General features: G+C 49.0%; 23 protein-coding genes. 15 read left to right on the forward strand and 8 right to left on the reverse strand.

What is annotated here, in order from left to right; all coding sequences use genetic code 11:
* Positions 1-2: 2 nt before the first annotated feature.
* Genes LCM00_RS08045 through LCM00_RS08060 form a run of 4 tightly spaced genes read left to right on the forward strand, consistent with a single transcriptional unit; the run spans position 3 to position 3,871 of the window.
* On the forward strand, positions 3-1,019 hold the full coding sequence (locus LCM00_RS08045; protein WP_224900592.1) for a 3-oxoacyl-ACP synthase: 1,017 nt from the start codon (positions 3-5) through the stop codon (positions 1,017-1,019).
* Positions 1,016-1,933: an intracellular short-chain-length polyhydroxyalkanoate depolymerase gene (phaZ, locus tag LCM00_RS08050; RefSeq protein WP_404802148.1), complete on the forward strand. Its 918-nt coding sequence runs from the start codon at positions 1,016-1,018 to the stop codon at positions 1,931-1,933. Before LCM00_RS08045 ends, phaZ begins: the two co-directional genes overlap by 4 nt.
* Positions 1,930-2,670, forward strand: coding sequence for a 3-oxoacyl-ACP reductase FabG (fabG, locus tag LCM00_RS08055; protein ID WP_224899940.1), 741 nt, complete (start codon positions 1,930-1,932; stop codon positions 2,668-2,670). The genes phaZ and fabG overlap by 4 nt, the downstream gene beginning before the upstream one ends.
* 28 nt (positions 2,671-2,698) lie before the next feature.
* Entirely contained in the window at positions 2,699-3,871 is a 1,173-nt protein-coding gene (locus LCM00_RS08060) for a thiolase family protein (RefSeq protein WP_224899943.1), read from the forward strand.
* Positions 3,872-4,190: 319 nt separating this feature from the next.
* Here the strand turns inward: LCM00_RS08060 and LCM00_RS08065 are convergent, their stop codons facing one another.
* Positions 4,191-4,748 (reverse strand): cysteine hydrolase family protein, encoded by a 558-nt coding sequence (locus LCM00_RS08065; protein WP_224900595.1) that lies wholly within the window; start codon positions 4,746-4,748, stop codon positions 4,191-4,193.
* Positions 4,749-4,888: 140 nt separating this feature from the next.
* Here LCM00_RS08065 and LCM00_RS08070 point away from each other — a divergent pair, with 140 nt between their 5' ends.
* Entirely contained in the window at positions 4,889-6,397 is a 1,509-nt protein-coding gene (locus LCM00_RS08070; protein WP_224899948.1) for a class I adenylate-forming enzyme family protein, read from the forward strand.
* Between the two features lie 74 nt (positions 6,398-6,471).
* On the forward strand, positions 6,472-7,020 hold the full coding sequence (locus LCM00_RS08075; RefSeq protein ID WP_224899951.1) for a GNAT family N-acetyltransferase: 549 nt from the start codon (positions 6,472-6,474) through the stop codon (positions 7,018-7,020).
* Positions 7,021-7,137: 117 nt separating this feature from the next.
* On the opposite strand, the gene LCM00_RS08080 is transcribed toward LCM00_RS08075, so the two are convergent.
* Positions 7,138-8,265 (reverse strand): MFS transporter, encoded by a 1,128-nt coding sequence (locus LCM00_RS08080; protein WP_224899954.1) that lies wholly within the window; start codon positions 8,263-8,265, stop codon positions 7,138-7,140.
* A gap of 287 nt (positions 8,266-8,552) precedes the next feature.
* On the opposite strand from LCM00_RS08080, the gene addB reads away from it, so the two are divergent.
* From addB to LCM00_RS08095, 3 genes are all read left to right on the forward strand, one after another.
* The gene (addB, locus tag LCM00_RS08085) at positions 8,553-12,044 is read left to right on the forward strand and encodes a helicase-exonuclease AddAB subunit AddB (RefSeq protein WP_224899957.1); all 3,492 of its coding nucleotides are present in this window, start codon (positions 8,553-8,555) and stop codon (positions 12,042-12,044) included.
* Positions 12,037-15,798, forward strand: coding sequence for a helicase-exonuclease AddAB subunit AddA (gene addA / locus LCM00_RS08090; RefSeq protein ID WP_224899960.1), 3,762 nt, complete (start codon positions 12,037-12,039; stop codon positions 15,796-15,798). Before addB ends, addA begins: the two co-directional genes overlap by 8 nt.
* 80 nt (positions 15,799-15,878) lie before the next feature.
* On the forward strand, positions 15,879-16,181 hold the full coding sequence (locus LCM00_RS08095) for an HNH endonuclease (protein WP_224899963.1): 303 nt from the start codon (positions 15,879-15,881) through the stop codon (positions 16,179-16,181).
* A gap of 44 nt (positions 16,182-16,225) precedes the next feature.
* Here LCM00_RS08095 and LCM00_RS08100 read toward each other — a convergent pair whose 3' ends face one another.
* The 6 genes from LCM00_RS08100 to LCM00_RS08125 are packed head-to-tail and all read right to left on the reverse strand — an operon-like array spanning position 16,226 to position 18,171.
* Positions 16,226-16,444: a spore germination protein gene (locus LCM00_RS08100; protein WP_224899966.1), complete on the reverse strand. Its 219-nt coding sequence runs from the start codon at positions 16,442-16,444 to the stop codon at positions 16,226-16,228.
* A 45-nt stretch (positions 16,445-16,489) separates the two neighbouring features.
* Positions 16,490-16,867 (reverse strand): spore germination protein GerPE, encoded by a 378-nt coding sequence (locus LCM00_RS08105; protein WP_224899969.1) that lies wholly within the window; start codon positions 16,865-16,867, stop codon positions 16,490-16,492.
* Positions 16,868-16,871: 4 nt separating this feature from the next.
* A complete protein-coding gene (locus LCM00_RS08110; RefSeq protein ID WP_148976428.1) occupies positions 16,872-17,048 on the reverse strand; it encodes a spore gernimation protein GerPD in 177 nt (58 codons plus the stop codon).
* Positions 17,045-17,662 carry a spore germination protein GerPC gene (locus LCM00_RS08115; protein WP_224899972.1) on the reverse strand — a complete coding sequence of 206 codons (618 nt, stop codon included), beginning with the start codon at positions 17,660-17,662 and terminating at the stop codon, positions 17,045-17,047. The genes LCM00_RS08110 and LCM00_RS08115 overlap by 4 nt, the downstream gene beginning before the upstream one ends.
* 38 nt (positions 17,663-17,700) lie before the next feature.
* Complete coding sequence (locus LCM00_RS08120) at positions 17,701-17,934, reverse strand: spore germination protein GerPB (RefSeq protein ID WP_224899976.1); 234 nt, start codon at positions 17,932-17,934, stop codon at positions 17,701-17,703.
* A 15-nt stretch (positions 17,935-17,949) separates the two neighbouring features.
* Complete coding sequence (locus tag LCM00_RS08125) at positions 17,950-18,171, reverse strand: spore germination protein (protein ID WP_009794022.1); 222 nt, start codon at positions 18,169-18,171, stop codon at positions 17,950-17,952.
* 166 nt (positions 18,172-18,337) lie between these two features.
* Here LCM00_RS08125 and LCM00_RS08130 point away from each other — a divergent pair, with 166 nt between their 5' ends.
* The 6 genes from LCM00_RS08130 (at position 18,338) to LCM00_RS08155 (ending at position 26,397) form a co-directional block, all read left to right on the forward strand.
* Entirely contained in the window at positions 18,338-19,930 is a 1,593-nt protein-coding gene (locus tag LCM00_RS08130; RefSeq protein WP_224899979.1) for a long-chain-fatty-acid--CoA ligase, read from the forward strand.
* A 131-nt stretch (positions 19,931-20,061) separates the two neighbouring features.
* Positions 20,062-21,249 carry a DUF418 domain-containing protein gene (locus LCM00_RS08135; RefSeq protein ID WP_224899982.1) on the forward strand — a complete coding sequence of 396 codons (1,188 nt, stop codon included), beginning with the start codon at positions 20,062-20,064 and terminating at the stop codon, positions 21,247-21,249.
* Positions 21,246-21,755, forward strand: a complete 510-nt coding sequence (locus LCM00_RS08140) for a DNA topology modulation protein (RefSeq protein WP_224899985.1) — start codon at positions 21,246-21,248, stop codon at positions 21,753-21,755. Before LCM00_RS08135 ends, LCM00_RS08140 begins: the two co-directional genes overlap by 4 nt.
* 113 nt (positions 21,756-21,868) lie before the next feature.
* Positions 21,869-22,777, forward strand: coding sequence for a fumarylacetoacetate hydrolase family protein (locus LCM00_RS08145; protein WP_224899988.1), 909 nt, complete (start codon positions 21,869-21,871; stop codon positions 22,775-22,777).
* A gap of 134 nt (positions 22,778-22,911) precedes the next feature.
* Positions 22,912-23,268: a YisL family protein gene (locus tag LCM00_RS08150; protein WP_224899992.1), complete on the forward strand. Its 357-nt coding sequence runs from the start codon at positions 22,912-22,914 to the stop codon at positions 23,266-23,268.
* A 204-nt stretch (positions 23,269-23,472) separates the two neighbouring features.
* On the forward strand, positions 23,473-26,397 hold the full coding sequence (locus LCM00_RS08155; protein ID WP_224899997.1) for an EAL domain-containing protein: 2,925 nt from the start codon (positions 23,473-23,475) through the stop codon (positions 26,395-26,397).
* The last annotated feature ends 37 nt before the right edge of the window (positions 26,398-26,434 follow it).

Genomic DNA, 26,434 nt, shown 5'->3' on the forward strand with positions numbered 1-26,434 from the left:
AACTGGATATCGGAATTGCGGCAACAGGCATTTATTTGCCGGAAACATATATAACTGGTGCAGAAATTGCCAAAAAAGCAGGAATCCCGCTTAACATTGTGGAAAATAAAATGGGGATCAAAAAGAAGCCGGTTCCAGGAGCAGAAGATCATACCTGCGAGATGGGGATCAGGGCAGCCCGCAAGGCCATCGCGAAAGCTGGAATTGATCCGCTGGAAATCGACCTGGTTATCTATATCGGCGAAGAGTATAAAGAATACCCCTTATGGACAGCAGGCATTAAGCTTCAGCATGAAGTTGGAGCCTATAATGCCTATGCATTTGATATGGCCCTTCGCTGCGGTACTGCCATAATGGGCCTGAAGACAGCGAAGGATATGATGTCAGCAGATCCCGGGATATCGACAGTCCTGCTTGCCGGCGGCTACAGGAACGGGGACTTCATCAATTACGAAAATGAGAGGACCCGGTTTATGTTTAACCTCGGGGCAGGGGGCGGTGCGATCATTTTGAAAAAAGGATTGTCCTCAAACAGGCTGCTGGAAAGCGCTATCATAACGGATGGGTCTTTTTCAGAGGATGTTGCGGTGGTGGCCGGAGGAACTAAGAATCCTTTGACGGCGGAGGCTCTGGAAAAAGGCCTCTATCAGCTTGATGTAATGGATCCGGTCGGGATGAAGCAAAGGCTGGAACAGAAATCTATGGAAAACTTCTTGAAGGTAATAAGGAAAGCGGTTGCAAAAAGCGGCTATACGGAGAAAGATATCCATTATCTTGCGATGCTCCATATGAAAAGGTCTGCCCACGATTTTGTCCTTAAGGAGCTTGGCCTTGAACACGGGCAATCTATTTATCTTGAGGATTTTGGGCATATCGGGCAATTTGATCAAATACTGTCATTGGAGCTGGCTGAAAAAGAGGGAAGGCTGGCACCCGGGAAAATAGCAGTCCTGGTCAGTGCGGGCATCGGCTATGCCTGGGGAGCTTCTGCTATAAGATGGGGGGAGGATGGAGATTGAACAACAATATAGTTTTGAAAAAAGTCGCCCTGAGCAGCGGGGAAACCATCAGCTGGAGGGAAAGGGAAGGCGGCCGGCAGAAGCTGCTGCTCATTCATGGCAATATGACTTCCTCGAAGCATTGGGACCTGGTGTTTGAGCATCTGGATCCGAAGTATAAGCTGTATGCAGTCGATCTTAGAGGGTTCGGCCAGTCCACATATTTCGGGCCAATCCGGTCCATCAAAGACTTTTCGGATGATGTGAAGCTGTTTTGCGATGCCATAGGCCTCTCCGATTTCTCCGTTGCCGGCTGGTCGACAGGTGGAGCGGTCGCTATGCAGCTTATAGCAGACAATCCCGGCATATGCAATCGCCTGATTCTTTTGGCCTCTGCTTCGACAAGGGGATATCCGTTTTACGGGACCTCAGGGGATGGTGTGCCTGATTCGGCAGCACGCCTGAGCAGCCTGGAGCAAGTAAAGGCGGATAGGAGCAAGACGATTCCTGTGCAGTCGGCTTATGACAGAGGGGACCGGGTGTTTTTAAGGGCGATGTGGGATGCCCTTATATATGATAAAAATCAGCCGGAGCCTGCGAGATATGAAGAGTATCTGGATGATATGCTGACACAGCGGAATCTTGCTGAAGTCTATCATTCTCTTAACATGTTCAATATCAGTTCCGTTCCGAATGGTGCAGCACCCGGAACGGGGGAGTCAGATAAAATCAAGGTGCCGGTGCTGGTCCTGAGAGGTGACCGGGATCAGGTAATAACAGCGGGGATGGCCCGGGAAATTCTTGAGGACATCGGAAGCAATGCGCGCTTTGCAGAATTGAAGGACTGCGGCCATTCCCCGCTTGTCGATGATATCAGGCAGCTGACTGATGTGATGTCGGAATTTTTGGATAAAGAGCTGGAGGTATTAAAGTGAGACTAAAAGAGAAAACAGCCATTATTACCGGGGCGGCCAATGGAATTGGATTTGCCGCGGCCGAAAGATTTGCACGTGAAGGTGCCAATGTAATCCTGGCAGATTTCAATGAGGAAATCGGCAGGCAAAGAGAAGAGGAATTAAGGGCAGAAGGGCTGCAGGCAAGGTTTATCCAGGTGGACGTATCAAAAAGGGAAAGCATCGACGAGCTGGTCCGGCAGGTGCTCGAGGAGTATGGGAGAATCGACGTTCTGATCAATAACGCAGGGATCACCCGTGACAGCATGCTGGCCAAAATGGCTGCCGAGGATTTCCAAAAAGTGATTGACGTCAACCTGACTGGTGTATTTCATTGCACCCAGGCAGTGGTCCCAAGCATGATTGAGCAGGGGAAAGGGAAGATCATCAGCACTTCATCTGTATCAGGCGTGTATGGAAATATCGGCCAGACCAATTATGCTGCCGCAAAGGCCGGGGTTGTCGGGATGACAAAAACCTGGGCCAAGGAGCTGGGCCGAAAAGGCATTAACGTCAATGCGGTCGCCCCGGGGTTCATCCATACAGGAATGACAGCAAAGGTCCCTGAGAAGGTGATCGGGCAAATGAAACAGATGGTGCCTCTCGGACGCCTGGGCAGTCCTGAGGATATCGCCAATGCCTATTTATTCCTTGCTTCTGATGAATCTGATTATATTAATGGAACCGTCCTGCATGTGGACGGCGGCATTATGATGTAAGAATTAGTCTGCTGGGAGGGAAGGAAAAATGAGGACTGCTGTTATCGTATCAGCTGCAAGGTCGCCGGTCGGAACCTTTGGGGGTGCATTCAAGGATCTCCTGCCAACCGATCTGGCTGTACCAGTCATAAAGGAAACTGTAAAGAGAAGCGGGCTGGAAAATCATGAAATCGATGAGGTGATCCTTGGCCATTGCATCCAGCGGACTGACCAGCCCAACACGGCCAGGACCGCAGCGCTGCTGGCAGGGCTTCCGGATGAGACCTCGGGATTCACTGTCCAAAGGCAATGTGCATCCGGCATGCAGGCGGTCATTTCGGCAGCCCTGCAAATCCAGGCTGGAATATCGGATATCGTAGTGGCGGGCGGTGTGGAGGCTATGAGCTCAAGTCCTTATCTCCTGAAGGACCACCGCTGGGGAGCGAGAATGCAGCATGGGAAAATTACCGATTCTGTTTGGGAAATTCTCGAGGATCCGATCCACCATATCATGATGGGTGAAACAGCTGAAAATCTGGCAGAGCTTCATGGGATAACAAGGGAAGAGCAGGATGAAATGGCCCTGCTGAGCCACCAGCGCGCCCTGAACGCCATTGAAAAAGGCTATTTTGAAGAAGAGATTGTCCCTATAACAGTCAAGCACAGGAAAGGGGAAACTATTGTGTCCCGGGATGAAAATCCGCGGCTTGATCTGACATTAGAAAAGCTTGCCGGTCTAAAGCCAGTTTTCCGGGAAAATGGAACCGTGACGGCGGGGAATGCTTCCAGCCTGAATGATGGGGCAGCAGCACTGGTACTTATGTCCGAAGAAATGGCAATGGCAAAAGGGCTCAAGCCGCTTGCCCGGATTTCCGGTTTTTCAGTGTCAGGAGTCGACCCTAAGATCATGGGGAGAGGACCGGTCCCGGCAGTCAGGAAAGGACTGCAGCAGACTGGCTGGTCCCTGGAGGATGCAGACCTGATCGAAGTGAATGAAGCATTCGCAGCCCAGTATCTTGCTGTCGAAAAAGAGCTTGGCCTGGACAGGAGCAGGGTAAATGTCAATGGCAGCGGCATCAGCCTCGGACACCCGATTGGCTGCACAGGAGCAAGGCTCATCGTAAGCCTTGTGCATGAACTGAAAAGAAGAGAACTGAAAAAAGGCATCGCCTCCCTCTGCGTCGGCGGAGGCATGGGAGCCTCGGTTTTTATAGAAAGATAACAAGAGAGGCCTCAGATGCCTCTCTTTCTATTTGCAGACAAAAGGGATGGGTGAAATTATCCTGTCTTTCTAAGGGGAACTTTATGCCCAAAAAGTATAGAAAACCCTGTTGATTGGAGTGGAAGGCACGCAGACTCCTGCGGGAAGATAGCGGCAATGCTGAGACCCCGCAGCGCGCAGCGTGAGGAGGCTCAGCGTCGCCCCGCGGAAAGCGAAGTGCCTGGAACGCAAATCAACAGCCCCCATTCAAAAAGATATCTCATAAGCCAGTGAATAAATCCTTTTTCCCTGCATTTGCCCTAAGTCCAGCTATTAATTATTAAACAAGCAACCCCATCAGCTCCCCAGCAGTAACAATCTGCGCAAACTCCTTATTCAGCATCGCCAATTCAATCTCATGCACCTGCTCAGGAGGATAAACCGTGCCTCCAGTACCCTTGGCTTCAAAGGCGGCAGAAGCATCTGAAACAAGATAGGTGCTGAATCCCAGATTGCCCGCCATCCTTGCAGTGGTCGAGACACAATGCTGCGTCGATAATCCAGTTATACAGACATTTTGAATATTTTCGCCTCTTAAATATGCCTCCAGGCCTGTACCGATGAACGCTGAATTCACTTCTTTCTGGAAAACCTTTTCGTCCGGCAGAGGGGCATTGGCATCTTTAAAGCTCACGCCCTCTGAATTTTCTCGATATAAAGGAGAAGAAGGCTGGACCGATAAATGCTGCGAGTAAATGATCTTCCAGCCTCTTTTTCTCCACTCATCCTGCAGCTGCCGAATTACTTCCTCTGCGCCGGGATTGTTTCTTTTCCCCCAATATGGATCGTCAAAGCCCTTTTGCACATCCAGGACAAGCAGGGCTGGAGGAGATTCCATCTTTTTCAAAGACTGCACCTCTTTTCTGAAGTAATAACACTGCATTATTATTTCCGGAGTATGGAAAATCATCCAAGTGTAACTCCTCTGCAACTCTTGTTATTTACACTCTCCATATCAAAGATGAAGGAGAGATTGCATTGTGGAGGGAAATCGACTGGCTGACCAATAGAGCAGGGCTGTCGCCCGGAGCTGTGGCAGTTATTGACGCTGAACAGGAGAAATCCTGGACATATAAAGAGTTGAATACCAGGGCGGAGGCTTTGGCCGGATGGCTGCTGGAGAGGGGAGCTGTCAAAGGTGACAGGATCGCACTGCTTGCGCCTAATCATATAAGCTGCCTGGACTTCCTGTTTGCCTGCGGAAAAATCGGTGCCATTTTCGTGCCGGTCAACTGGAGGCTTGCGCCAGAAGAGATACAGGCCATACTGGAAGATTGTACACCAGTTATCATAGGCTATCATTATTCATTCATTGAACTCGCATCGCGCCTGCAGCTGCATCATTATGAGTCTGTATGCCTGGACGAAACACCCTTCAGGATGAACGGCCGCCCATTCATCCCCCCTTGGCCGGTCGAAGAGGAGGACCCCCTTGCCATGATCTATACTGGCGGAACAACCGGAAAGCCAAAAGGAGCTGTGCTTTCCCATCGGGCCATTTTCTGGAATGCCGTCAATACGGCAGTCAGTTGGGGACTTACAAACCAGGACACCACAATTACTTATCTGCCGATGTTCCATACCGGGGGCATGAACGCCCTTACCATGCCTTTGCTGATGGCTGGGGGCAGAGTCGTGTTCGCCGGGAATTACAATCCTTCCAGGGCAGCCCGCTATATCAGTGAATATCAGTGCACCATCATCCTGCTTGTGCCTACGATGTACCATATGCTGATAGAAACAGAGGAATTTAAGGAAGGCTCGTTTGACTCCATGAGGGTCTTTCTTTCAGGAGGTGCTCCGTGCCCGCTTTCTATTTATGAAGAATTCAGGAGAAAAGGGCTGCACTTCAAAGAGGGCTACGGCATGACAGAAGCCGGGCCGAATAATTTTTATATCAGCCCGCAGGAGGCTGTGGTGAAAAAGGGGTCCATCGGAAGACCGATGCTGTTCAACACGGTGAAGATTCTGGCAGAAACAGGAGTAGAGGCAGGTAATGGGGAAGTGGGGGAGGTATTGATAAAAGGGCGCCATGTCTTTACCTGCTACTGGAACAATGAAGAGGCTACAAAGGATGCTGTAAGAGATGGCTGGCTTTACACCGGCGATCTCGCAAGGGTAGATAAGGAAGGATTCTTCTATATAGTCGGCCGGAAGAAGGATATGATCATTACCGGAGGGGAAAATGTATATCCGCTGGAAGTGGAGCAGTGGCTGGGCTCCTGTCCGCAAGTGGATGAAGTATCTGTCATTGGAATCGATGATCGAAAATGGGGGGAAGCAGTAACGGCATTCGTCGTGCTGAAGGAAGCGGCTGGCATGACCGCAGAAGAGATAAAAATTTATTGCAGGCAAAAGCTCGCTTCTTATAAAGTCCCTAAATTCATTTATTTTCTTGATAAACTTCCAAAGACCCATGTTGGAAAGATCGACAAAAAGCAGCTGAAATTGACTGCGGCAGAAATGGCTGCTGCCAAAGAAGGATAATTTAGCTCCCCTATCGAATAAGAGGGTATTCCCAGCGGCTGCAAAGCCTGCTGGAAACAACTGGGGAGATCGTTATGATTACAGAGAAACTGCTGGAAGGCGAAAATATCAGACTAGGCTATTTTGCGGAAAAAGATCTGGAAAACATATTGGAGTGGCATACAGGGGAGCTTTTTATGCGCCATCTTGATGCTCTGCCTGTAAAGCCGAGAACGAAGGATGACCTGAAAAAGCAATGGCTGGAGGAAACCAGTGATGCCTTCCGTTTTGCTGTCATCCATAAAAACACTGAAAAGGTAATCGGGTTTGCTGAGGTTAATGCTGTGCTTTGGACGCATAAGACTGCCTGGGTCAGCCTTGGCATCGGCAGCGAAGAGCACTGGGGGAAAGGATATGGTGGAGAAGCGCTTCTATGCCTGATTGACTATGCCTTTAACGAACTGAATCTCCATCGCCTTCAGCTAACAGTGTTTTCCTATAACAGCCGGGCAATCAGGCTGTATGAAAAAATCGGATTCAAAAAAGAAGGAGCATTCCGTGAGTTTATGGAACGAAACGGGCAAAGGTATGATATGTTCCTTTACGGGCTCCTCCGCAGAGAATGGCAGAAAAGTCCGGAATGACAGATTCCGGGCTTTTTATCGCTGACAGGACATCGCGGCTGCCGGGAATGACCGGCAGGGCGAACCTATCGAGCTGCCTCTGAGAGAAGCAGGAAGGCGTGCTTTGCCCCTCCGCCTCTACAAATCCCTCTCCTCCTTCTCAAGCTTATGAACAATCACCAAATCAACCGCAAAACAGCCTAACAAAAGAATGAGCACCCCGGCAAAAGGCAGGAAGGCAGAAGCTGGCGAGGCAAGGCTGGCCCCGGTTAAGAGTATGAAAGAGTATATGGATAACGCTTTGGCGCGCCGCTCTCCGCCCAATGATCCAATCAAAGTGATGATGGAAGGAATCAAGAGAGAGATCGAGGCGACGAAAGAGACTGATAGAATGACGAGCATTTCTGCTCCTGTGAGAAGGAAGACCATGCTCAGGATTCCAAGCCAAAGGCCAGTTTTTAGTGTGCGGTAAACCCCGGATTTTTCAATCAGCCTGCCGGTGAAAAGGGATAAAATGGTGCCTGCCATGCCTGCTGCCCTGAGAAGGAACAGTTCCTGGAAGGTGCCGCTGAATTGCCGGGCAAGGCTGTCATAGAAAGCTGCAAAGGCAAACAGCAGGGTGAACGCAATCACATAGCATAACAGAAGCCTTTTATTTTTCAGCAGGACCCCAAAGGCTGAATAGACGCTTTCCTGGACCGCAGGTTTTCCTGTGGCAGGCAGCAAGATCCAGGCCGAAATGAATAGCGCGAGATAGCATACAGAAAAAAAGAAAAAGACAGAATGCCAGCCATAATGCAGAGTAAGGACAGAGCTGATCAGCTGGCCGAGTATGCCTGCGAGGAGAAAGCCTGTATTGATGAGCACAAGCAGAAGTGTTCTGCTGCGGCCGGAAAATAAGTCGAAAGAATAGGCAAAAGCCACAGGCGCAAAACTCCCCAGGACCAATCCCTGAAGCGACCGGAGGAAGTAAAGGCTGCCTTCACTTCCGGAAAGTCCGACGGCAAAAGTGGCAATTGCAGAAGCGAGCATCCCAAAGACAAGGACCCTCTTTCTGCCAGCTCTGTCTGACAGGGGGCCGAATGTTAAAAGGCCCGTAGCATAAAAGATGGAAAAAAGGCTTCCGGCTGTGATGATTGCTCCTTCATCTGCATGGAGAGAGGCGGCCATTTCACCGTATATGGGAATGAGGGTATAAATATTTGAGGCGACAAGTATCCCGGAAATTACAAGCAGGGTTCCGGAGACGGAGAAACCGGTTTTCAAATTCATCACTCCTTCATTTGGAATAATATATGCCGGTGCAGAAGTGCTGGAAAGTTGTTTCCAGCTCAGTGTATTCAATTGGCAACAGCCACGATAAAATAGTATAATAATAGATAAATAAGGGCAGCCGCTTCAATGCTGCCTGGTATAAAAAATAGAGTTGTTTTTTCCAAAGGCGCAGAACAAGCTGCGCCTTTTTCGCACTTCAACAGCAGATAAAGGGTATCGGGAAAAGGCCTTTACGGCCGGACGGAATCCGGCAGATGGATAATAGGGGAGGACCACGGATGTCTGTACGTTTTATATTGGGCCGGAGCGGCAGCGGCAAGACTTCGCTCTGCCTTGAAGAAATCAGGGAGAAAATGAAACATGAGCCGAATGGCCATCCAGTTGTATATCTGGTGCCTGAACAGATGACATTTCTTTCGGAATATAAGCTCATCACAACCCCCGGGCTTGGCGGGATGATCCGTACACAGGTGCTGTCATTCACAAGGCTTGCCTGGAAGGTGCTGCAGGAAACAGGCGGGATCAGCCGCTATCATTTGAACAGCACCGGCGTCAATATGCTCATCAGAAAAATCATTGAAGATAAAAAGGATGACCTGAAAATCTTTCAGCGTGCGGCAGGCAAGAACGGCTTTATCGGCCAAATGGAGCAGATGCTGACAGAATTTAAGAGGTACTGCATCGAGCCTGAAGCTCTTGCAGGGAAACGGGAAGAACTTGAATCCGGAAGGGGCAGCAGGGGGCTTCAGGACAAGCTGCATGATATGGAATTGATCTATAAGCAGTTTGAAGAAGGACTGCTTGGCAAATACGTAGATTCCGAGGACTATTTCCGCCTTCTTACTGAAAAAGCAGGGATGTCGGAGTATTTAAAAAATGCCGAGGTTTATATAGACGGCTTTTACAGCTATACGCCCCAGGAATATATGATCATCCAGCAGCTTATCAAAGTCTGTAAAAGGGTGACGGTGACCTTTACACTCGACAGGCCTTATAAAACAGCAGTGCCTGAAGACCTTCACCTTTTCAGGATGTCTGCAGAATCATATCAGTCTGTTTATGAGATTGCCAGGATGGCTGGAGCCGAGATGGAACAGGAAGTGCTTCTCAATGGTCAGCGGCGCTGGGACAATGAATCGCTCCGCCACATGGAAAGAGCCTTCAACAGCCGGCCTGCCGAGCCTTTTGCAGGAAAAGCGAATGTCCATATTGCACAGGCAGTGAACCGGAGAGCAGAAATAGAAGGTGCCGCCAGAGAGATTAAGAGGCTGGCGGAATCAGAGGGATACCGCTATAAAGACATTGCTCTTTTAATGAGAAATGGATCGGTTTACCATGACATCATTGAAACAATATTCGATGATTACGGGATTCCGTTTTTTATCGATCAAAAGCGGACAATGATGAACCACCCGCTTATTGAGCTGATCCGCTCATCACTTGAAGTGATAACCGGCTTCTGGAGATATGAGCCTGTTTTTCGCGCGGTCAAAACCGAACTGCTGTTTCCATCCCAGGCAAATCTTGATGTGATCAGGGAAAAAATGGACAAGCTTGAAAACTATGTTCTTGCATATGGTGTCCAGGGGACGAAGTGGACAAAAAAGGACCGCTGGAACTATCGCCGCATCAGGGGGCTTGAGTTTGAAACGGTCGTCCAGACCGACTCGGAAAAAGAGCGGGAAGAAGAGCTGAATCAAATGAGGGATCTGATCGCCGCACCGATTCTCCGGCTCTCCAGGAGGCTTAAGAAGGCTGACAGCGGAAGAAGGCTGTGCGAGGCTGTCTATCTCTATTTGGAGGAACTGGATATCCCGACGAAGCTGGAGCGCTGGAAGCTGGAAGAAGAAGAAAATGGGAATCTTGTAAAAGCGAGGGAACATGACCAGGCCTGGAATGCTGTCATGGAGCTTCTCGACCAGTTTGTTGAAATGCTTGGCGACGAGAAGATTGGCATGAAGCAGTTTGCCTCCATCCTGGATTCAGGGATGGAATCTCTCCGCTTCTCTCTTGTTCCGCCTGCGATGGACCAGGTGCTGGCAGCAGATCTGGACAAGTCGCGTTTGTCGGATATAAAGGCCGCGTTTGTCATTGGGCTGAATGAGGGCGTTCTGCCCGGGAAGTTCACTGATGAAGGTGTGCTTGCGGATGCTGACCGGGAAAAGCTTCTGCAGTCAGGTCTAAAAATTGCCCATGGCAGCAAAGTCAGGCTTCTGGATGAGGACTTTTTGGCTTATCGCGCCTTTTCCACACCTTCCTCCCATCTGTATATCAGTTATCCGCTCGCAAATGAAGAAGGCAAGGCACTGATGCCGTCGCCTTATATCAGCCGGGCAAACGAATTGTTTCCGGATGCGCGGCAGCTCACATGGATGGCGGATCCGTTCGAGCTTCCTGAGGAAGAGCAGTTATTATTCGCAGTGAATGAGGATACTAGCCTTTCCTATCTGGCTTCCCAGCTCCAAATGAATAAAAGGGGCTATAAAATCAGCGGGATCTGGTGGGATGTCTACAATTATTATCAAGCGCATCCACGGCTCGGAGACACGGCCAGAAAAGTGCTTTCCAGCCTGAACTACGAAAACAGAACGGCCAGGCTTTCGGAGGAGGCTGCGAAAGAACTGTACGGTGAAACGATCCAGGCAAGTGTATCAAGGATGGAGCTTTTCCACAGCTGCCCATTTTCCCATTTTGCCCAGCATGGCCTGAAGCTCAGGGACAGAAAGATCTTCCGCCTGGAAGCGCCTGATATCGGCGATCTGTTCCATGCAGCTTTAAAGTTCATCGCAGAGACTGTCATGGACAAAAGGATGTCCTGGTCTGACATGACAAGGCAGGAGTGCGAGAAGCTTGCCAAAGAAGCAGTCGAGATGCTGGCGCCAAAGCTTCAGAATGAGATACTGCTGAGCTCGAACCGCCACTTTTATATCAAGCGGAAGCTTGAAAATATCATCAGCAGGGCTTCATATATTCTAAGCGAGCATGCTAAGGCAAGCGGATTCTCACCGGTCGGGCTTGAGCTCGGGTTCGGGCCTAAGGACAAGCTTCCGCCATTGACCTTTAAGCTGAGGAATGGGACGAGCATGGAGCTGGTCGGCCGGATCGACCGGGTTGACAAAGCGGAAGATGAAAATGGGGTATACCTTCGTGTGATTGATTATAAATCCAGTGCAAAGGATCTGAATATCAGTGAGGTCTACTACGGGCTTGCCCTGCAGATGCTCACCTATCTGGATATCATTATCACCCATTCAGGGGACATAGCAGGGAAACAGGCTGATCCAGCAGGTGTCATGTACTTCCATGTCCATAATCCGATCGTGAACTCCGCGAAGCTTCTCACGCTCGATGAGATTGAAGAGGAGATCTTTAAGAAGTTCAAAATGAACGGGCTGCTGCTCGGGGATGAAAATGTATTAAGGCTCATGGACCAGACACTTGATTCCGGTGACTCTTCGATTATATCGGCAGGATTTAAAAAGGACGGGACAATCACGAAAAGGTCGAAGGTTGCAACAAGGGCTGACTTTGACAGCCTCCGGAAATTTGTCCGCGGAACCTATACAAAAACCGGGGATGCGATCGTAAGCGGGTCAGCAGATATCTCCCCATATAAAATGAAGGACAAGGTGCCATGCACATTCTGTTCGTTTAAATCGGTCTGCCAGTTTGATGAATCGGTTGAATCGAATGAATACAGGGTACTTTCCCCTAAGTCTAATGAAGAACTGATGGATAGGATACGAAAGGAGGCGGGAGAGATTGGCTAAAGCAATTATCCCTCCAAAGCCCGAGGGGGCAACCTGGACGGACGACCAGTGGAAGGCGATCATGGCTTCGGGCCAGGATATCCTTGTGGCCGCAGCAGCAGGCTCCGGAAAAACAGCAGTGCTGGTAGAAAGGATCATCAGCAAGATTGTATCCCGGGAAGAGCCGGTCAATGTGGATGAGCTCCTTGTTGTGACCTTTACGAATGCCTCAGCCGCAGAAATGAGGCATCGGATCGGGGAGGCGCTTGAGAGAGCAATAAACAAGGATCCGCAGTCTGCGCATCTGCGCAGGCAGCTTAGCCTGCTGAGCAGGGCCTCCATATCTACGCTTCATTCCTTTTGCCTTGAGGTGATCCGGAAATATTATTATCTGATCGATATCGATCCCGGCTTCCGCATTGCCGATGAGACAGAGGGGCAGCTCCTCAGGGATGAAGTGCTTGAAGAACTGTTCGAAGAAGAATACGGCAAGGAAAACAATGAAGACTTTTACCGCCTGGTCGATGCTTTCACGAGCGACAGGAGTGATGCAGCCCTCCAGGATATCATCAGGGAGCTGTATGATTTTGCGCGTTCCAACCCGGCGCCTGATCAATACCTTAATATGGTTTCAGAGATGTATGAAGTCAGCAGCGATGCAAAACTGGAAGAGCTTCCGTTCATGTCAAGCGTCCTTTTCGACATCGGACTGCAGCTTGAGGGAGCAAGGCAGCTGCTTAGGAATGCGCTTGAGCTTGCCAAAACGCCTGGAGGGCCCGCTCCGAGGGCTGAGAATTATATGGACGATATCAGGGTGGTTGAGACCTTGATTGCCGCCAACAATGATTCATGGGCCAGCCTAAACGAAGCCATGCAGCTTTGGAGCTTTGGCCGCGCGAAAAATTGCAAAGGCGATGAATATGATCCCGGCCTGGTCAAGCAGGCTCAAAAATATAGAGATAAGGCAAAGAAAATGATCCAGGATCTGCAGGAGGAATTTTTCTCGCGCAGGCCGGAAAGCTTTATCAGGGACATCCGCGAGATGAAGCCTCATATCGATGTGCTCATAGGTCTCGTTAAAGCATTTTCAGAGAAATTCAACAGCGTAAAAAGTGAGAAGGGACTTGTTGATTTTGCCGATCTTGAGCATTTTTGCCTGGAAATCCTTTCTGATCCATCGGCAAGGAGGGAGGGCGCAATTTTACCATCCGAGCCCGCCCTTTCTTACCGGGATCATTTCAAGGAAGTGCTGGTTGATGAATACCAGGATACCAATATGGTTCAGGAAGCGATCCTGCAGCTGGTGACTGAAGATGGGGAAGAGACAGGCAATCTGTTCATGGTGGGTGATGTGAAGCAGTCCATTTACCGGTTCAGGCTGGCTGAGCCCAATCTGTTCCTCGGCAAATATACGCGCTTTACGGTTGATGGAGAGAAGACAGGATTAAAGATCGACCTTGCGAGAAACTTCCGCAGCAGAAGAGAAGTGCTCGATGGGACCAACTTCCTTTTCAAGCAAGTGATGGGACGGAAGGTTGGGGAAATTGAGTATGACGAGGCCGCAGAGCTTGTCAAGGGAGCTTCCTATCCTGAGGACCTGCCGTACCCGGTTGAGCTTCATCTGATCGACCTGGACGGACAGGATAAGGCCGAAAGCGGAGAAGCGGATGAAACTGATGCGGGTTATGACCTGGAGGATCTCGAGCAGTCACAGCATGAAGCAAGGCTGATGGCTGAAAAAATCAAGGAAATGCTGTCTTCCGGCAAAAAAGTGTATGAGCCTAAATCAGGCACATACCGTCCTTTAATGTACCGCGATATTGTTATCCTTCTTAGATCAATGACATGGGCTCCGCAAATTATGGAGGAGTTCAAAAAACAGGGGATTCCGATTTATGCGAATCTGTCTTCGGGCTATTTTGAAGCTACCGAGATAGCCATTATGATGAGCCTGTTAAAAGTGATAGACAATCCGCATCAGGATATCCCGCTTGCCTCTGTTCTGAGGTCTCCGATTGTCGGCCTTAATGAGGAAGATCTTGCCCAGATCCGAATTGCCGACAAAAAAGGTTCCTTTTATGAAGCTATGAAGGCGTTTTGTGCAACAAGGAAAAGCGGTGACCTGTATGATAAAGTCAAGCCGTTTTACCTTAAGGTTGCTGAGTGGAGGTCGATGGCCAGGCAAGGCGGGCTTTCCGAGCTGATCTGGCAGCTTTACCGCGATACCCATTTCTATGATTTTGCCGGAGGAATGCCCGGCGGCAAGCAAAGGCAGGCCAATCTCCGTGCACTCTATGACCGGGCACGCCAGTATGAAGAAACTTCCTTCAGGGGCCTTTTCCGCTTCCTGCGTTTCATTGAACGGATGAGGGAACGGGGCGATGACCTTGGGGCAGCGCGTGCGCTCGGTGAACAGGAGGATGTGGTGAGAATGATGACCATCCACAGCAGCAAGGGTCTTGAGTTCCCTGTCGTATTTGCTGCAGGCCTTGCAAGGCAGTTCAATACAATGGATTTGAAAAAGCCCTATCTGCTTGATAAGGAATATGGATTTGCGGCCAAATACGTGAATCCGGAAAAGCGGATTTCATACCCGTCCCTGCCTCAGCTTGCTTTTAAAAGGAAAAAGAAAATGGAAATGCTTGCAGAGGAAATGCGCGTTCTGTATGTAGCGCTGACGCGCGCCAAAGAACATCTTTTCCTGGTGGCAAGCGTGAAAAATGCGGAAAAGAAACTGGCGGGCTGGCAGCAGGGTGCCAAAAAAGACAGCTGGCTGCTGGATGAATATGAACGGGCGGCTGCTTCCAGCTATCTTGATTGGATCGGCCCCGCACTTGTCCGCCACCGGGACGGGGAGCCGCTGAGAAGCGGACTGGATGAAGCAATAGGGAGCCAGGAAGAAATTGCTTCACATCCTTCGTCCTGGAAAGTTGAAATCAGGCAGGCAGCCGTTACTCCCGGACAGGAGGAGGACAGCGATGAAGCCGGGGAGCAGTGGATTGACAGAGTGTATGAAGGCAAGCCGGTGCCGGCTGAGTCTCCTTTCAAAGAGGAAATACAAAAATCACTATCCTGGCAGTACAGCTACCCTTCCGCTGCTTCCCATAAGTCGAAGCAATCTGTTTCAGAAATGAAGCGGCAAAGTGAAGTGAAGGATGAAGAGAGCGGCAGCGATCTCGTCAGAAATCTGAAAAAGCCGATCCTGAACAGGCCAAGGTTCATGCAGGAAAAATCGATGACACCTGCCGAGAGGGGCACGGCGATGCATATGGTCATGCAGCATGCAGATCTTTCAAATCCTGTAACGGAAGAGTCCATTGCGGTGCAGCTGGCTGAGATGAAAGATCGGGAGCTTCTCACGGATGAGCAGGTCCAGGTGATCGACCCGGCTCTCATTGCGGGATTTTTTCAATCGCCACTTGGGCAGAGGATGAGAAAAGCTGCAAGGATCCAGCGGGAGGTCCCTTTTAACCTGGCATTGCCGGCAAGCGCCGCCTACCCGGATTGGAAGGGCACCGAAGAACCGGTGCTTGTCCAGGGAATCATCGACTGTATTTTCGAGGATGAGCATGGTACAGTCCTACTTGATTATAAATCCGACAGCATCGATGGACGCTATAAGGGCGGATTTGAGGAGGCAAAGCCGGTCCTCGAAAAAAGGTATGATATTCAGATAGGATTGTATGCAAAAGCTTATGAGGCTATTACTAAGGACCCTGTCGATGAAAGGTATCTATTCTTTTTTGACGGGGGCCATATTTTAAAGCTTGAATAGAGATAATAAAAAAGCAAAAGGGGAGACTCTTTTGCTTTTTTCTTCATTAACGCTGAAAATTGGAGAAGGGAGCTGCACTCATGGGGAAAAGAAGCAATGCAGAGGGCATATGCGAGCTCTGCGGACGTGAGCCTGTCGAAGTGACGGTCCATCATCTTACACCGAAAGAGTTCGGCGGGACATTCCTGCCGACGGCCAATCTTTGCATTCCGTGCCATAAGCAGATCCACGCTTTATATCCTAATTCTGAATTGGCAGCGAGGCTGAATACAATCGGGCTTTTAAAGGAAGATCCCCAGATCGCCAAATTTCTGAAATGGATAAAAAAACAGCCTTCATCAAAGCTGACAAAGGCTAAAAAGTCAAATGCGAGAAAAAAATAGAGCTTGCCAGGTTGTTTTTAAGACGCCGGAAGGACCGGAAGCCCTTAGTTATTCCCGACGTTTGGCTGATCGATCAGATTGGTGTCAAGTACATTGCTGGCATTAAGGCCGTTATTTGTGATAATGAATCCGCCTGTATTGAAGGCGCCCTGGCCGCTCGTTGATTTGGAGTTACTTTTCGGCGAGATGTACAGGGCATCCCCGAATTGCACGATCCCCCCTCCAACATTCACAATCTGCACAGGTCCGATGATTGCAGGCATTGTACCACTTCCTTTTTTCTGGCATTGCTTTTCCCGCCCCTTCTGTCAGGTTTCCTGAAGAGGCAGAAGCTGGCGGATATGCTTGACGCGCGATTCCATTGAAACTTGGCCGCTGTTGCCGATATGGAGCATGGATGAAGCTGAAATACCGATAATATCTATAGAATCCACCTTAATGGCTGGTTTGCTTTGATGTACATACATTTGAAGGGCATCTTCCAGGGCCGGAAGGGGAAGCGGCTCTGTAAAGATCGGATAATCACTGTACCTTCCTTCATTTCCGAAGAAAATCTCAGCTTCCCGCTGTACAGCAAGCGCTCTTGAAAACCCCTGTATATACTCAGAATCTCCCACTTGTATGATGGAGGAAAAGGAAACGGTATCCACATTCAGTTTATTGACTATTGCTGTTCTCTGAAGCATGTCATCACTCCGGAGTCAGCGGCACAAACGGTCCGATTATAAGGGATTCCGCCGGGGTATCAAAGGTTGAGGCAAGCTGGATGGTCTGGGTGTCGCCAACCATGAGCAGAGATGAGCTTGACACACCGATGACGCGGATGCTGCCGACATTCAAGTCTCTGTTATAAACCTCGAAGTTCATTCTTTCTTCATCCCTTTCATATTTTCGGGCAGATTCCCAAGGAAGGCTTTCACCCCGTTGCGGATCTCCCCTTTTATCAGGGAAGCAGCCTCTTTCCACCAGCCTTCGGGATTCCTCGCCATCTGCTGATTATTTTGAGCCTGCTTCATATAGTAGTCGATTCTGCTTGGCAGCTGTTTTTTTACATCTTCTTTTATAAAAGAAAGATAGGAAGAGTCCGCCTCTAAATTCAGCCCGCCAGCCGCTTCTTCATAGACCTGCGGCAGTTCTTTCTCCAGGAAAGCCTCGATGTCTTCCTCAATTTCCACGACTCTTTGCATCTGTCCCTGCGGGGTGGGAGGTACAGATACATTGCTGCCTTTAACAGCAAAGTCTTCTATTCCCTGGAGCTCTGAGGGATTCAATCCGATATTCAATGTCCCTTCCAAAGTTTCAACCTTCAGCTGGTCGAATTTGTATTCAATGGTATCCACCTGGATTGGCGGGCGGTCTTTGAGTGCATTCAGCTGCTGCTGCAGTTCGCCGGCCAATTTCTCCAGCTTTTTGATCCTGCTGTCCTGATACTGGACAAACTGATGGAGCTTCTGCATATACGTGTAAAAATCCTGATTCAAGCGGCCACCCCTTTTCGTGTATAGTCATTACTTGAAGGCTACCTTGCATAACCCGTAGCGCCCGGCGAAGCAAGAGGGACTGCCGGCGCCTCGACCGGCGTTCCTCCTGGAGACGATGCCTGGGGTGCAGGCTCCAGGAAGCCCCCGGTATTATACAAAAAGGAAGCAGGCTTGATGATTCCCGCACTCCCGATCTGGAAGACAGAGGAATTTGTCAATCCTCCTATACGGATATTGCTGATATGAATGGTTTGCTGTATATAGAAATTCATAGTATCACCCTATGGTCAAGCATTGAAATAATTGCCCTGGTCGACCCCGTCCTGATCAAACGTATTGGTTGTGCTCTGCCTGTTATAGACGTTGAGTCCATCTCCGGTATTGAACGAGCCAGCGCCGGAAAAGGTCTTGGCATTGGAAAGAGGCATGATTTTGTAGACATCCCCAATATGGAATACGGAACTGCTTCCGATTGATACTACCTGTGCGACTCCTACGATTGCCGGCATATTAAAACATCCTTTGACTATTGGTTTCTGTACTATCGTATGTGCCTATGGCAGGAATGTGATAAGAAAGCCCAAAATAATGGCGCTGAAGCTATCCTGCTGTGTAATTGAATGTAAAATATGTTAAAATGACAGTAAATTCAGACTTTTTATGAGGAGGCTGCTTATGGAAGTACCATTGCTGCTCACACAGTTCTTAGACCGCGCCGTTTCGCTGTATGCTGATAAGGAAGCTGTTTTTGCCGATGAACGAAGCTTTACTTACAGGGAATTGGGCAGCCGGGTGAACAAGCTGTCCTTTGGCCTTAAGGGGCTTGGGGTGGAAAAAGGCGACAGGGTTGCCTACCTTGCACCAAATTCAGTGGAGATGCTGGAAGGGTTTTATGGTGTTTTCCAGACAGGCGGAATCATGGTCCCGCTGAATATCAGATTGAAGCCGGAGGATTATCTTTACATACTGAACCACAGCGGGGCGAAGGTACTGTTTGCCGATCAGGATCTTTATCATCTCATCCTGCCGGTCAAGGACCAGCTCCAGACAGTTGAAAAAATTATTGTCCATTATAAAAATGACCAAACGGCAGAAGAGGGATATGATGATTGGCTCAAAGAGCAGAAAGAGGGCCGGTTTCCCCGGGTGCAGATGGATGAGAATGACGTCTGCAGCCTGCTGTATACGAGCGGCACGACCGGAAATCCAAAGGGTGTCATGCTCACCCATCGGAATAACTATCTTCATGCATTAAGCACGATGCATCATCTCAGGGTAACCGACAGGGACGTCCTAGTTCATGTGCTTCCTATGTTCCATGTCAACGGCTGGGGGTCGCCTTTCTATTACACTGCAAACGGCGCATCCCAGGTATGCCTGAGGAAGGCAGATCCTGAGAGCATCTTCCATGCGCTGAGGGAGCACAATGGGACAGTTCTGCATATGGCGCCTACGGTTCTTAATTCCCTAATTCAATATCATGGGAACAGCAGGCTGCCGGCAGGAGGTGCTGTCCGTGTGGTCATTGCCGGATCTGCACCTCCGCCAGCATTTGTTGCAAAGGCAGAAAGGGAATTGGGATGGGAATTCATTCAGGTGTACGGAATGACGGAATCTTCCCCTCTCAGCACAATTTCTGCTATCCGGTCCCATCTTTTACATCTGCCGGAGGAAGAACAATACCGAATGAAGGCAAAAGCAGGCTATAGCATGATCGGATGTGAGGTAAAGGTTGTTGATGAAAATGGGGAAGCTGTCAGGCTTGACGGTAAGCAGATCGGAGAAGTGATTACGAGAAGCAATGGGGTCATGAAGGGCTACTGGAAGAATGAAGAAGCCACGATGGAAGCAATCCGGGGCGGGTGGCTTTATACAGGTGATATGGCCACTGTGGATTCTCACGGCAATATAGATATTGTAGACCGGAAGAAGGACATCATTATTTCCGGAGGGGAAAATATCTCTTCCATTGAGGTGGAAGGGGTGCTCTATGACCATCCGGCTGTTCTTGAGGCCGCTGTCATTGCAGTGCCTCACGAAAAATGGGGAGAAACGCCGCATGCCTTCATTGTGAAAAAGGAAGATGCGGACATAGCTGCAGAAGAATTCATCCTGTTTACGAGGGAAAGACTGGCACATTTTAAGGCGATAACAGGTGTTACCTTCGTGAACGAGCTTCCGAAGACTGCATCCGGGAAAATACAGAAAATCCGCCTTCGCAAAGAATACTGGAACGCTGAAGGAACAGGCGGGCGTTTTGTGAATTAAAGCAAACATAAGAAAGGGCCGCGGACCGGCGGCCTTTTTTATGGCAAAAAAGCCCCGTCTGGCAAATCCTGGTGGACTTTCCTTGCCTGCCTATCTATTATTAATAGGTAGACTATGAAAAGGAGATTTGTATGCCTGAAAAATTAATGCCTGTACAAGAAAAAGACCGGATTGCTTCACTGGATATCATGAGGGGTTTTGCTATACTTGGCATCTTCCTCGTAAACATGATGTCCTTCCACTCCCCGCTTCTGTATCTGGATCCTCATCGATGGTGGGACAGCTCTCTTGATAAAGGAGTATATGCTTTTATCGACATTTTTGCCCAAGCCAGCTTCTATCCTTTATTTTCCCTTTTGTTCGGCTATGGGGTGATCATTTTGAGGGAAAGGTCCATAGAGAGGGGCTACAGCTTTGCGGCCATTGGGTCAAGGAGGTTCATTGTCCTTCTGGCAGCTGGCCTTCTGCACGCATTCCTCATCTGGCACGGGGATATACTGGTGAATTATGCAGTCTTCGGCCTGATTGCCCTATTATTCTTCCGATTGTCCGGGAAGGCGCTTCTGATAACGGGAACACTGCTGTATATCCTGCCCAATCTGCTTATGGGCCTGCTGATGCTGGTGACAGTCCTGTTTGTCCCGGACAGCGAAACTGCTTTATACGACCTGGAATCAGCAGTCTCATCCAGTGCTGTATACAGGGACGGGACCTTTGCGGAAATTACCTCACAAAGGATCACAGATTGGTATATGGTAAATAATGAGGTTTCATTCATCATCCTGCTCCTGTCGATTATGCCTCTTTTCCTGATCGGAGCCGGAGCGGCAAAGCTGAAGCTGCTGGAAAAGCTGGCGAACTTCCAAAAGAGGGCAGCCATTATGTTTGCGGTGTTCTTTGCCGCAGGACTGCTGATCAAACTGGTGCCTTATATTGGTCCTGACAACCTGGCATCCCAGTATTTCCAGGATCTGTTTGGGGGCCCGCTCCTCGCCGCCTCATATGCCATTCTGATTGCGCTGCTGGCTGATACGGGAAAGGGCAGCCGTCTGCTCATGCCTTTCACATGGGTGGGGAGGATGTCATTGAGCAATTATTTATTTCAATCGATTGTCTGCACTTTGATTTTCTACGGCTATGGCCTCGGTTTTTATGGAGATATTTCATTGGCGGGCGGCACGCTGCTTGCAGTTGGGATCTATCTGTTCCAAATCCTTCTGAGCAGGCTGTGGCTTACCCAGTTTAAGTACGGGCCGTTTGAATGGCTCTGGAGAAGCGCCACCTATCTGTCAGTGCCGCCTATCAGGAGAAGCAGATGAAAAAGGCCATCATCATCGGCTCGGCCGGTGCAGGTAAATCAACCTTCGCCAAAAGGCTTGGGGAAATTACAGGGCTTGAAGTGGTCCATCTGGATGCCCTTTTCTGGCATGAAGGCTGGGTGCCGACCGGGCGGGAGGAATGGATCCGGGTTCAGGAAAGGCTCCTGGAGAAGGAACAATGGATCCTTGACGGAGATTATGGAGGAACGATGGATATGAGGATAGAAGCATCTGACTCTATCTTTTTCCTTAACTATTCTACGGTCCGCTGTTTGTATGGCGCCCTGAAACGAAGAATCATGAATCATGGCCGCACAAGGCCGGATATGGCAGAGGGATGCCCGGAAAAGCTCGACTGGCAATTTTTGAAGTGGATCGCCCGCTATAAGAAGGATAAAGCACCAGCCATCCTTGCCAAGCTTTCCGCTGCGAAAGGAAAGGATGTTTATATATTCCATAACCCGGAGGAAACAGAGGAATACCTCCTCAGTCTTACCCGGCATTAGGAATGTGCCTGCAGGGAAGCCCTGCAGGCTTCTTTCTGTCAGCAGTGTCCTATCAGGGCGCTTTCAGAAAATTTGTATTATACTAGATATATAAAAAGATAGAGGTGATGACAATGAGATTTGCAACTGCAGAAGATGGAAGCGGTGTTTTTATCGGGGTCCTGGAAGACGGGGCTGATCTGATTCTTCCCCTCGCCAAGGCGGAAGAAAGAAGGGGCGGGACCAAGGAAATCCCTAAGTCACTGCTGGAGGCAGTGTCCATGGGAGAAGAATTTGTACATAATGCACGGGAGCTTTTGAATTGGGCCAAGGGCAATGAAGCAGGGAAGGAGCTTCTGCTTCCGCTTGAATCAGTAAAGCTGCTGGCCCCAATTCCGAAGCCTGTCAAAAACATATTATGCGTGGGGAAAAACTATGCTGAGCATGCCATTGAAATGGGAAGCAAGGATGATATACCTGAGCATATCATGGTTTTCACAAAGGCGCCGACATCTGTTTCGGGTCCTGAAGAGGAAGTGCTTTCACATGCTGGTGTGACGGAGCAGCTGGATTATGAAGGCGAGCTGGCTGTTGTGATAGGCAAGGCTGGGCGCGGCATCAGTGAGGAAGAAGCCCTCAGCCACGTTTTCGGATACACGATCATCAATGATGTAACAGCCAGGGATCTGCAGGCAAAGCATAAGCAATTTTTTATTGGGAAAAGCCTTGATTCTACCTGTCCGATGGGTCCATGGATTGTCCACAAATCTGCCATTGAAAACCCTGGCAGGCTGGATATTGAGACAAAGATCAATGGGGAGGTCAGGCAAAGCTCCAATACGGAAAACTTCATTTTTCCGATTGAGGTCATCATTTCCGAGCTTTCCAAGGGAATGACCCTTGAGCCGGGCGATATCATTGCGACTGGCACACCCGCAGGGGTAGGGAAGGGATTCAAGCCTCCGCGCTTTCTTAAGCCTGGGGATGTAATGGAAGTTACCGTGGAAAAAATAGGGACGCTCCGCAGCAGGATAGAGGGATAAGCCGGAAAATAATGTTACTTTTAACACAAATGTCACAAAATCATGGCCGGCTTTTTAAAGCGTTGTGTTTATCTTAGGCTTTTCCATGCAGATATGGTATGATTTAAACGAATTTTTAATAGGAGGCCTGGTGAATGACACACGCTCATATTTTTACCTGGGTTGTAGCACTTGTCTTATTTTTCGCAGCGCTTGGAATGCATAACAGCGGCAAAGCAAAAGGTGTAAAGGTAGTCCAGATGATCTTAAGGCTTTTTTACCTGCTGATCATCGGTACGGGCATTTGGATGCTGACTTCCATTAATATCGATCTTCTTTATGTACTGAAAGCACTTCTTGGCTTATGGGTGATTGCCATGATTGAAATGATTATCATCCGCACAACAAAAGGAAAGAAAACTTCCATCCTATGGGTCCAGTTCGTTGTGGCTGCCATTCTGGTCATCTACCTCGGACTGAGGCTGCCGCTTGGGTTCCATCCTTTTGCATAGAAGCACAGAACAAAAAAACTGCCCCGGCAGTTTTTTTTGTTTGGGTCTATTTGCTGCTGTTCCCTCCGGATTTCCCCTTCCCGGCTCTTCCACAATCGTTCAACCAATCTATTCATCATAATATTTCCATAATAGTCATGTTATCTGCCGGTAAATATGGTATTTTTATCATATAGATAAAATAACATAATTGTGGTGGAGATCATGCTATTAACTTTAAGCTGTAAATATATAGAAAAAAGCAGGCTGATTCAATATATACAGGAAAATGCAATCGGCGAATATCCGAATGTTCTTGTGCAGGTATTCTCCGGAACGGAAGACAGCAGGGAAATCCCTGAAATACAGGAAGCAATAAAAGAACATCTGCCTTCTGCAGCTATGATTGGCTGCACTTCTGCGGGTGAGATTTACAATGGGAAAATGCTTGAAGGAGAGACAGTCATCACTTTTTCTTTATTCAAAGAAACCCAGGTGAAAACAGGATTGTTCAAAAACGGGAATTACCGGAATCCATTTGAAATGGGCAGAAGCATCGCCACTGCGCTGGCCTCTTATGATGCTAAAGCATTGATCCTCTTTTCAGCTGGATTTGATCTTGATATGCAGGCAGTCCTCGATGGTGTACATGATATCCGTCCTGATATAGCGGTTGCAGGGGGAGCGGCAGGGAACCATGGGAATTTGGATAAGACCGCCGTTTTTGCCGGCGGAGAAACGTCAGGGAGTGGAGTCGCCGCGGCTGTCCTCCAGAACGAGGGGCTTATCGTTGAAGCAGGCAGCAATTACAGATGGCAGGAAATCGGCAAAAGCTTCAAGATCACAAAAGCCAGGCACAACCAGATTTTTAGCATTGATGATAAAAAGCCGCTTCAGATCCTGAAGCAATACCTGGGGGAAGAACTGGTCAGGGGACTGCCGGCATCAGGGATTGAATTTCCCTTTCTGCTGGAGGGGGATGAAGAAAAGGCTTCCATTTTTATAACAAAGGTGCTGGATAATGGGGCAGTTGAGGTAAACCGCCCTGTAAAAGAAGGCCAAAAGCTCGCTTTTGCTTATCTGAATATTGATGAAATTATAGAGGCATCTGTTAAGGACCTGCAAAATTTGGCGAGAAAGCCAGCTGAAGCCTTTTTTGTCTATGCCTGCCTTGCAAGAAAAGGCTTCCTTCTTGATTTTACACATAAGGAGCTGGAGTGGTTCCAGGAAATTGCTCCAGCATCCGGATTTTTTACATATGGAGAAATAGCTGCAAAGGATGATGGTGCACCAAAGATGGTGGGGCATGCCTTCACATACCTCTCCATCAGGGAAGGCGTCCAGCATGTGAAGAAGATTGGCAGGGATTTCGGTGAATATGCCAAGCCGAAGCATTTCCATACACTTTCTGCGCTTACCCATCTGATGCATGCTTCCAAGGATGATATAAAGGTGCTGAATAATAGTTTAAGTGTTTCTGAGCAGTATTACCGGTCCCTTTTTGACAATAACGCCGATTTTGTCTATTCAACAGATATGCAGGGCAATTTTACAAGCATTAATCCAGCCTTTAAGCGCAATTTCGGGTTCAATGAAAAAGAGGTGATCGGAAAGCCGGCGCTCAGGTTCATTGACAGCCGGGACGTGGACAGGGTCAGGAGGCATTTCTACCGGACGGTGAACGGGAAAGAGCAGTATTATAACCTCGAGATCCAATCAAAAAATGGGGCCAGGAATCTTTATGAACTGAAGAATATCCCGATCACTGTGGATGGCGAGCCTGCAGGCATATACTGCATCGGAAGGAATATCACCGAACAGAAGAGAATTGAAGAGGAAATGACCCAGCTTGCTTATTATGATAAAGATACAGGGCTGCCTAACCGCCTGAAATTCATGGAAGAACTGGATGATCTGCTGCAGAAGGCAAAGAAGAAGAAGCGTTCGCTTGCTGTTCTTTTTATGGATATAGACCGCTTTAAGCTGATTAATGACAGCCTGGGGCATTATGCCGGCGACCAGATACTCAGGCAGATAGCAGGAAGGATTGAAGCAATCCTCCCTCCCGGGTCCTTTTTCGGCCGGTTCAGCGGAGATAAATTTACGCTTATCCTTGCGAAGGAGGCGGATTCCTCCCGGGTAACGAAGCTGTCCAATCATATTCTGCAAGCAATATCCGCCCCAGTCTATTATGGCGAACAGGAATTCTTTATAACCGGGAGCATAGGTGCCAGCCTCTATCCCGGGGATGGAAATGAAAAAGAAACCTTGATGAAAAATGCCGATATTGCCATGAACCGTTCGAAACACCAGGGGGGGAACAGGCTTACATACTATTCGACAGAAATGAATGAGCAGACGCTGCTTAAGCTGGAATTGGAGAGCTATTTGAGAAAAGCCCTGCAGAAGAGAGAGTTCTTTCTCTGCTACCAGCCGCTTACCAATCTTGAAACAGGTGCAATATATGGGAGCGAGGCGCTGATCCGCTGGAATCATCCGAAGCTTGGACTGGTATCTCCGGGTGATTTCATCCCGCTGGCTGAAGAAACCGGGCTGATTAATGAAATAGGCCATTGGGTGCTGCAAACTGCCTGCAGACAGACGAAAGAATGGCATCTGAAGGGGCTCGGGAGCCTGTCGGTGTCTGTCAATGTTTCTGTACATCAGTTCCAGCAGCCTGGTTTTGTGCAAAAGGTCCTCCATGTGCTGCAGGAAACAAAACTTGAACCCCGGTATCTGGTGCTGGAGCTGACAGAAAGCTCGATGCTCCGGAACATGGAGAACAGCATCCTTGTTATACAGGAGCTTCAGAGGAACGGCATAAGGGTCGCCATTGACGATTTTGGGACAGGCTATTCCTCTTTGAGCTATTTGAAGCATCTGCCTATAGATGCATTGAAGATTGACCGTTCTTTCATAGATAATCTGCGCTCCGGCTCACCTGACATTGCCATAGTTAATGCAATCATTACCATGGGGCTCGGCCTGCATGTCAAGGTGGTTGCCGAGGGAGTGGAGACTGCAGAGCAAATGCGCCTGCTGAGGGACTTGAAATGCCATTTTGCCCAGGGGTTCTTTATACACAGGCCGCTTGGTGCAGAACAGTTTGAAGAGGAGCTTGGCAAAAAAGCTGCTTTGAATCTGTCCTAGAATATTCTTAGAACTGGATCCTTTTAGGGGGGAGAAG

This window comes from Bacillus infantis (assembly GCF_020171945.1).
GTDB lineage: Bacteria > Bacillota > Bacilli > Bacillales > Cytobacillaceae > Bacillus_AB > Bacillus_AB infantis_A.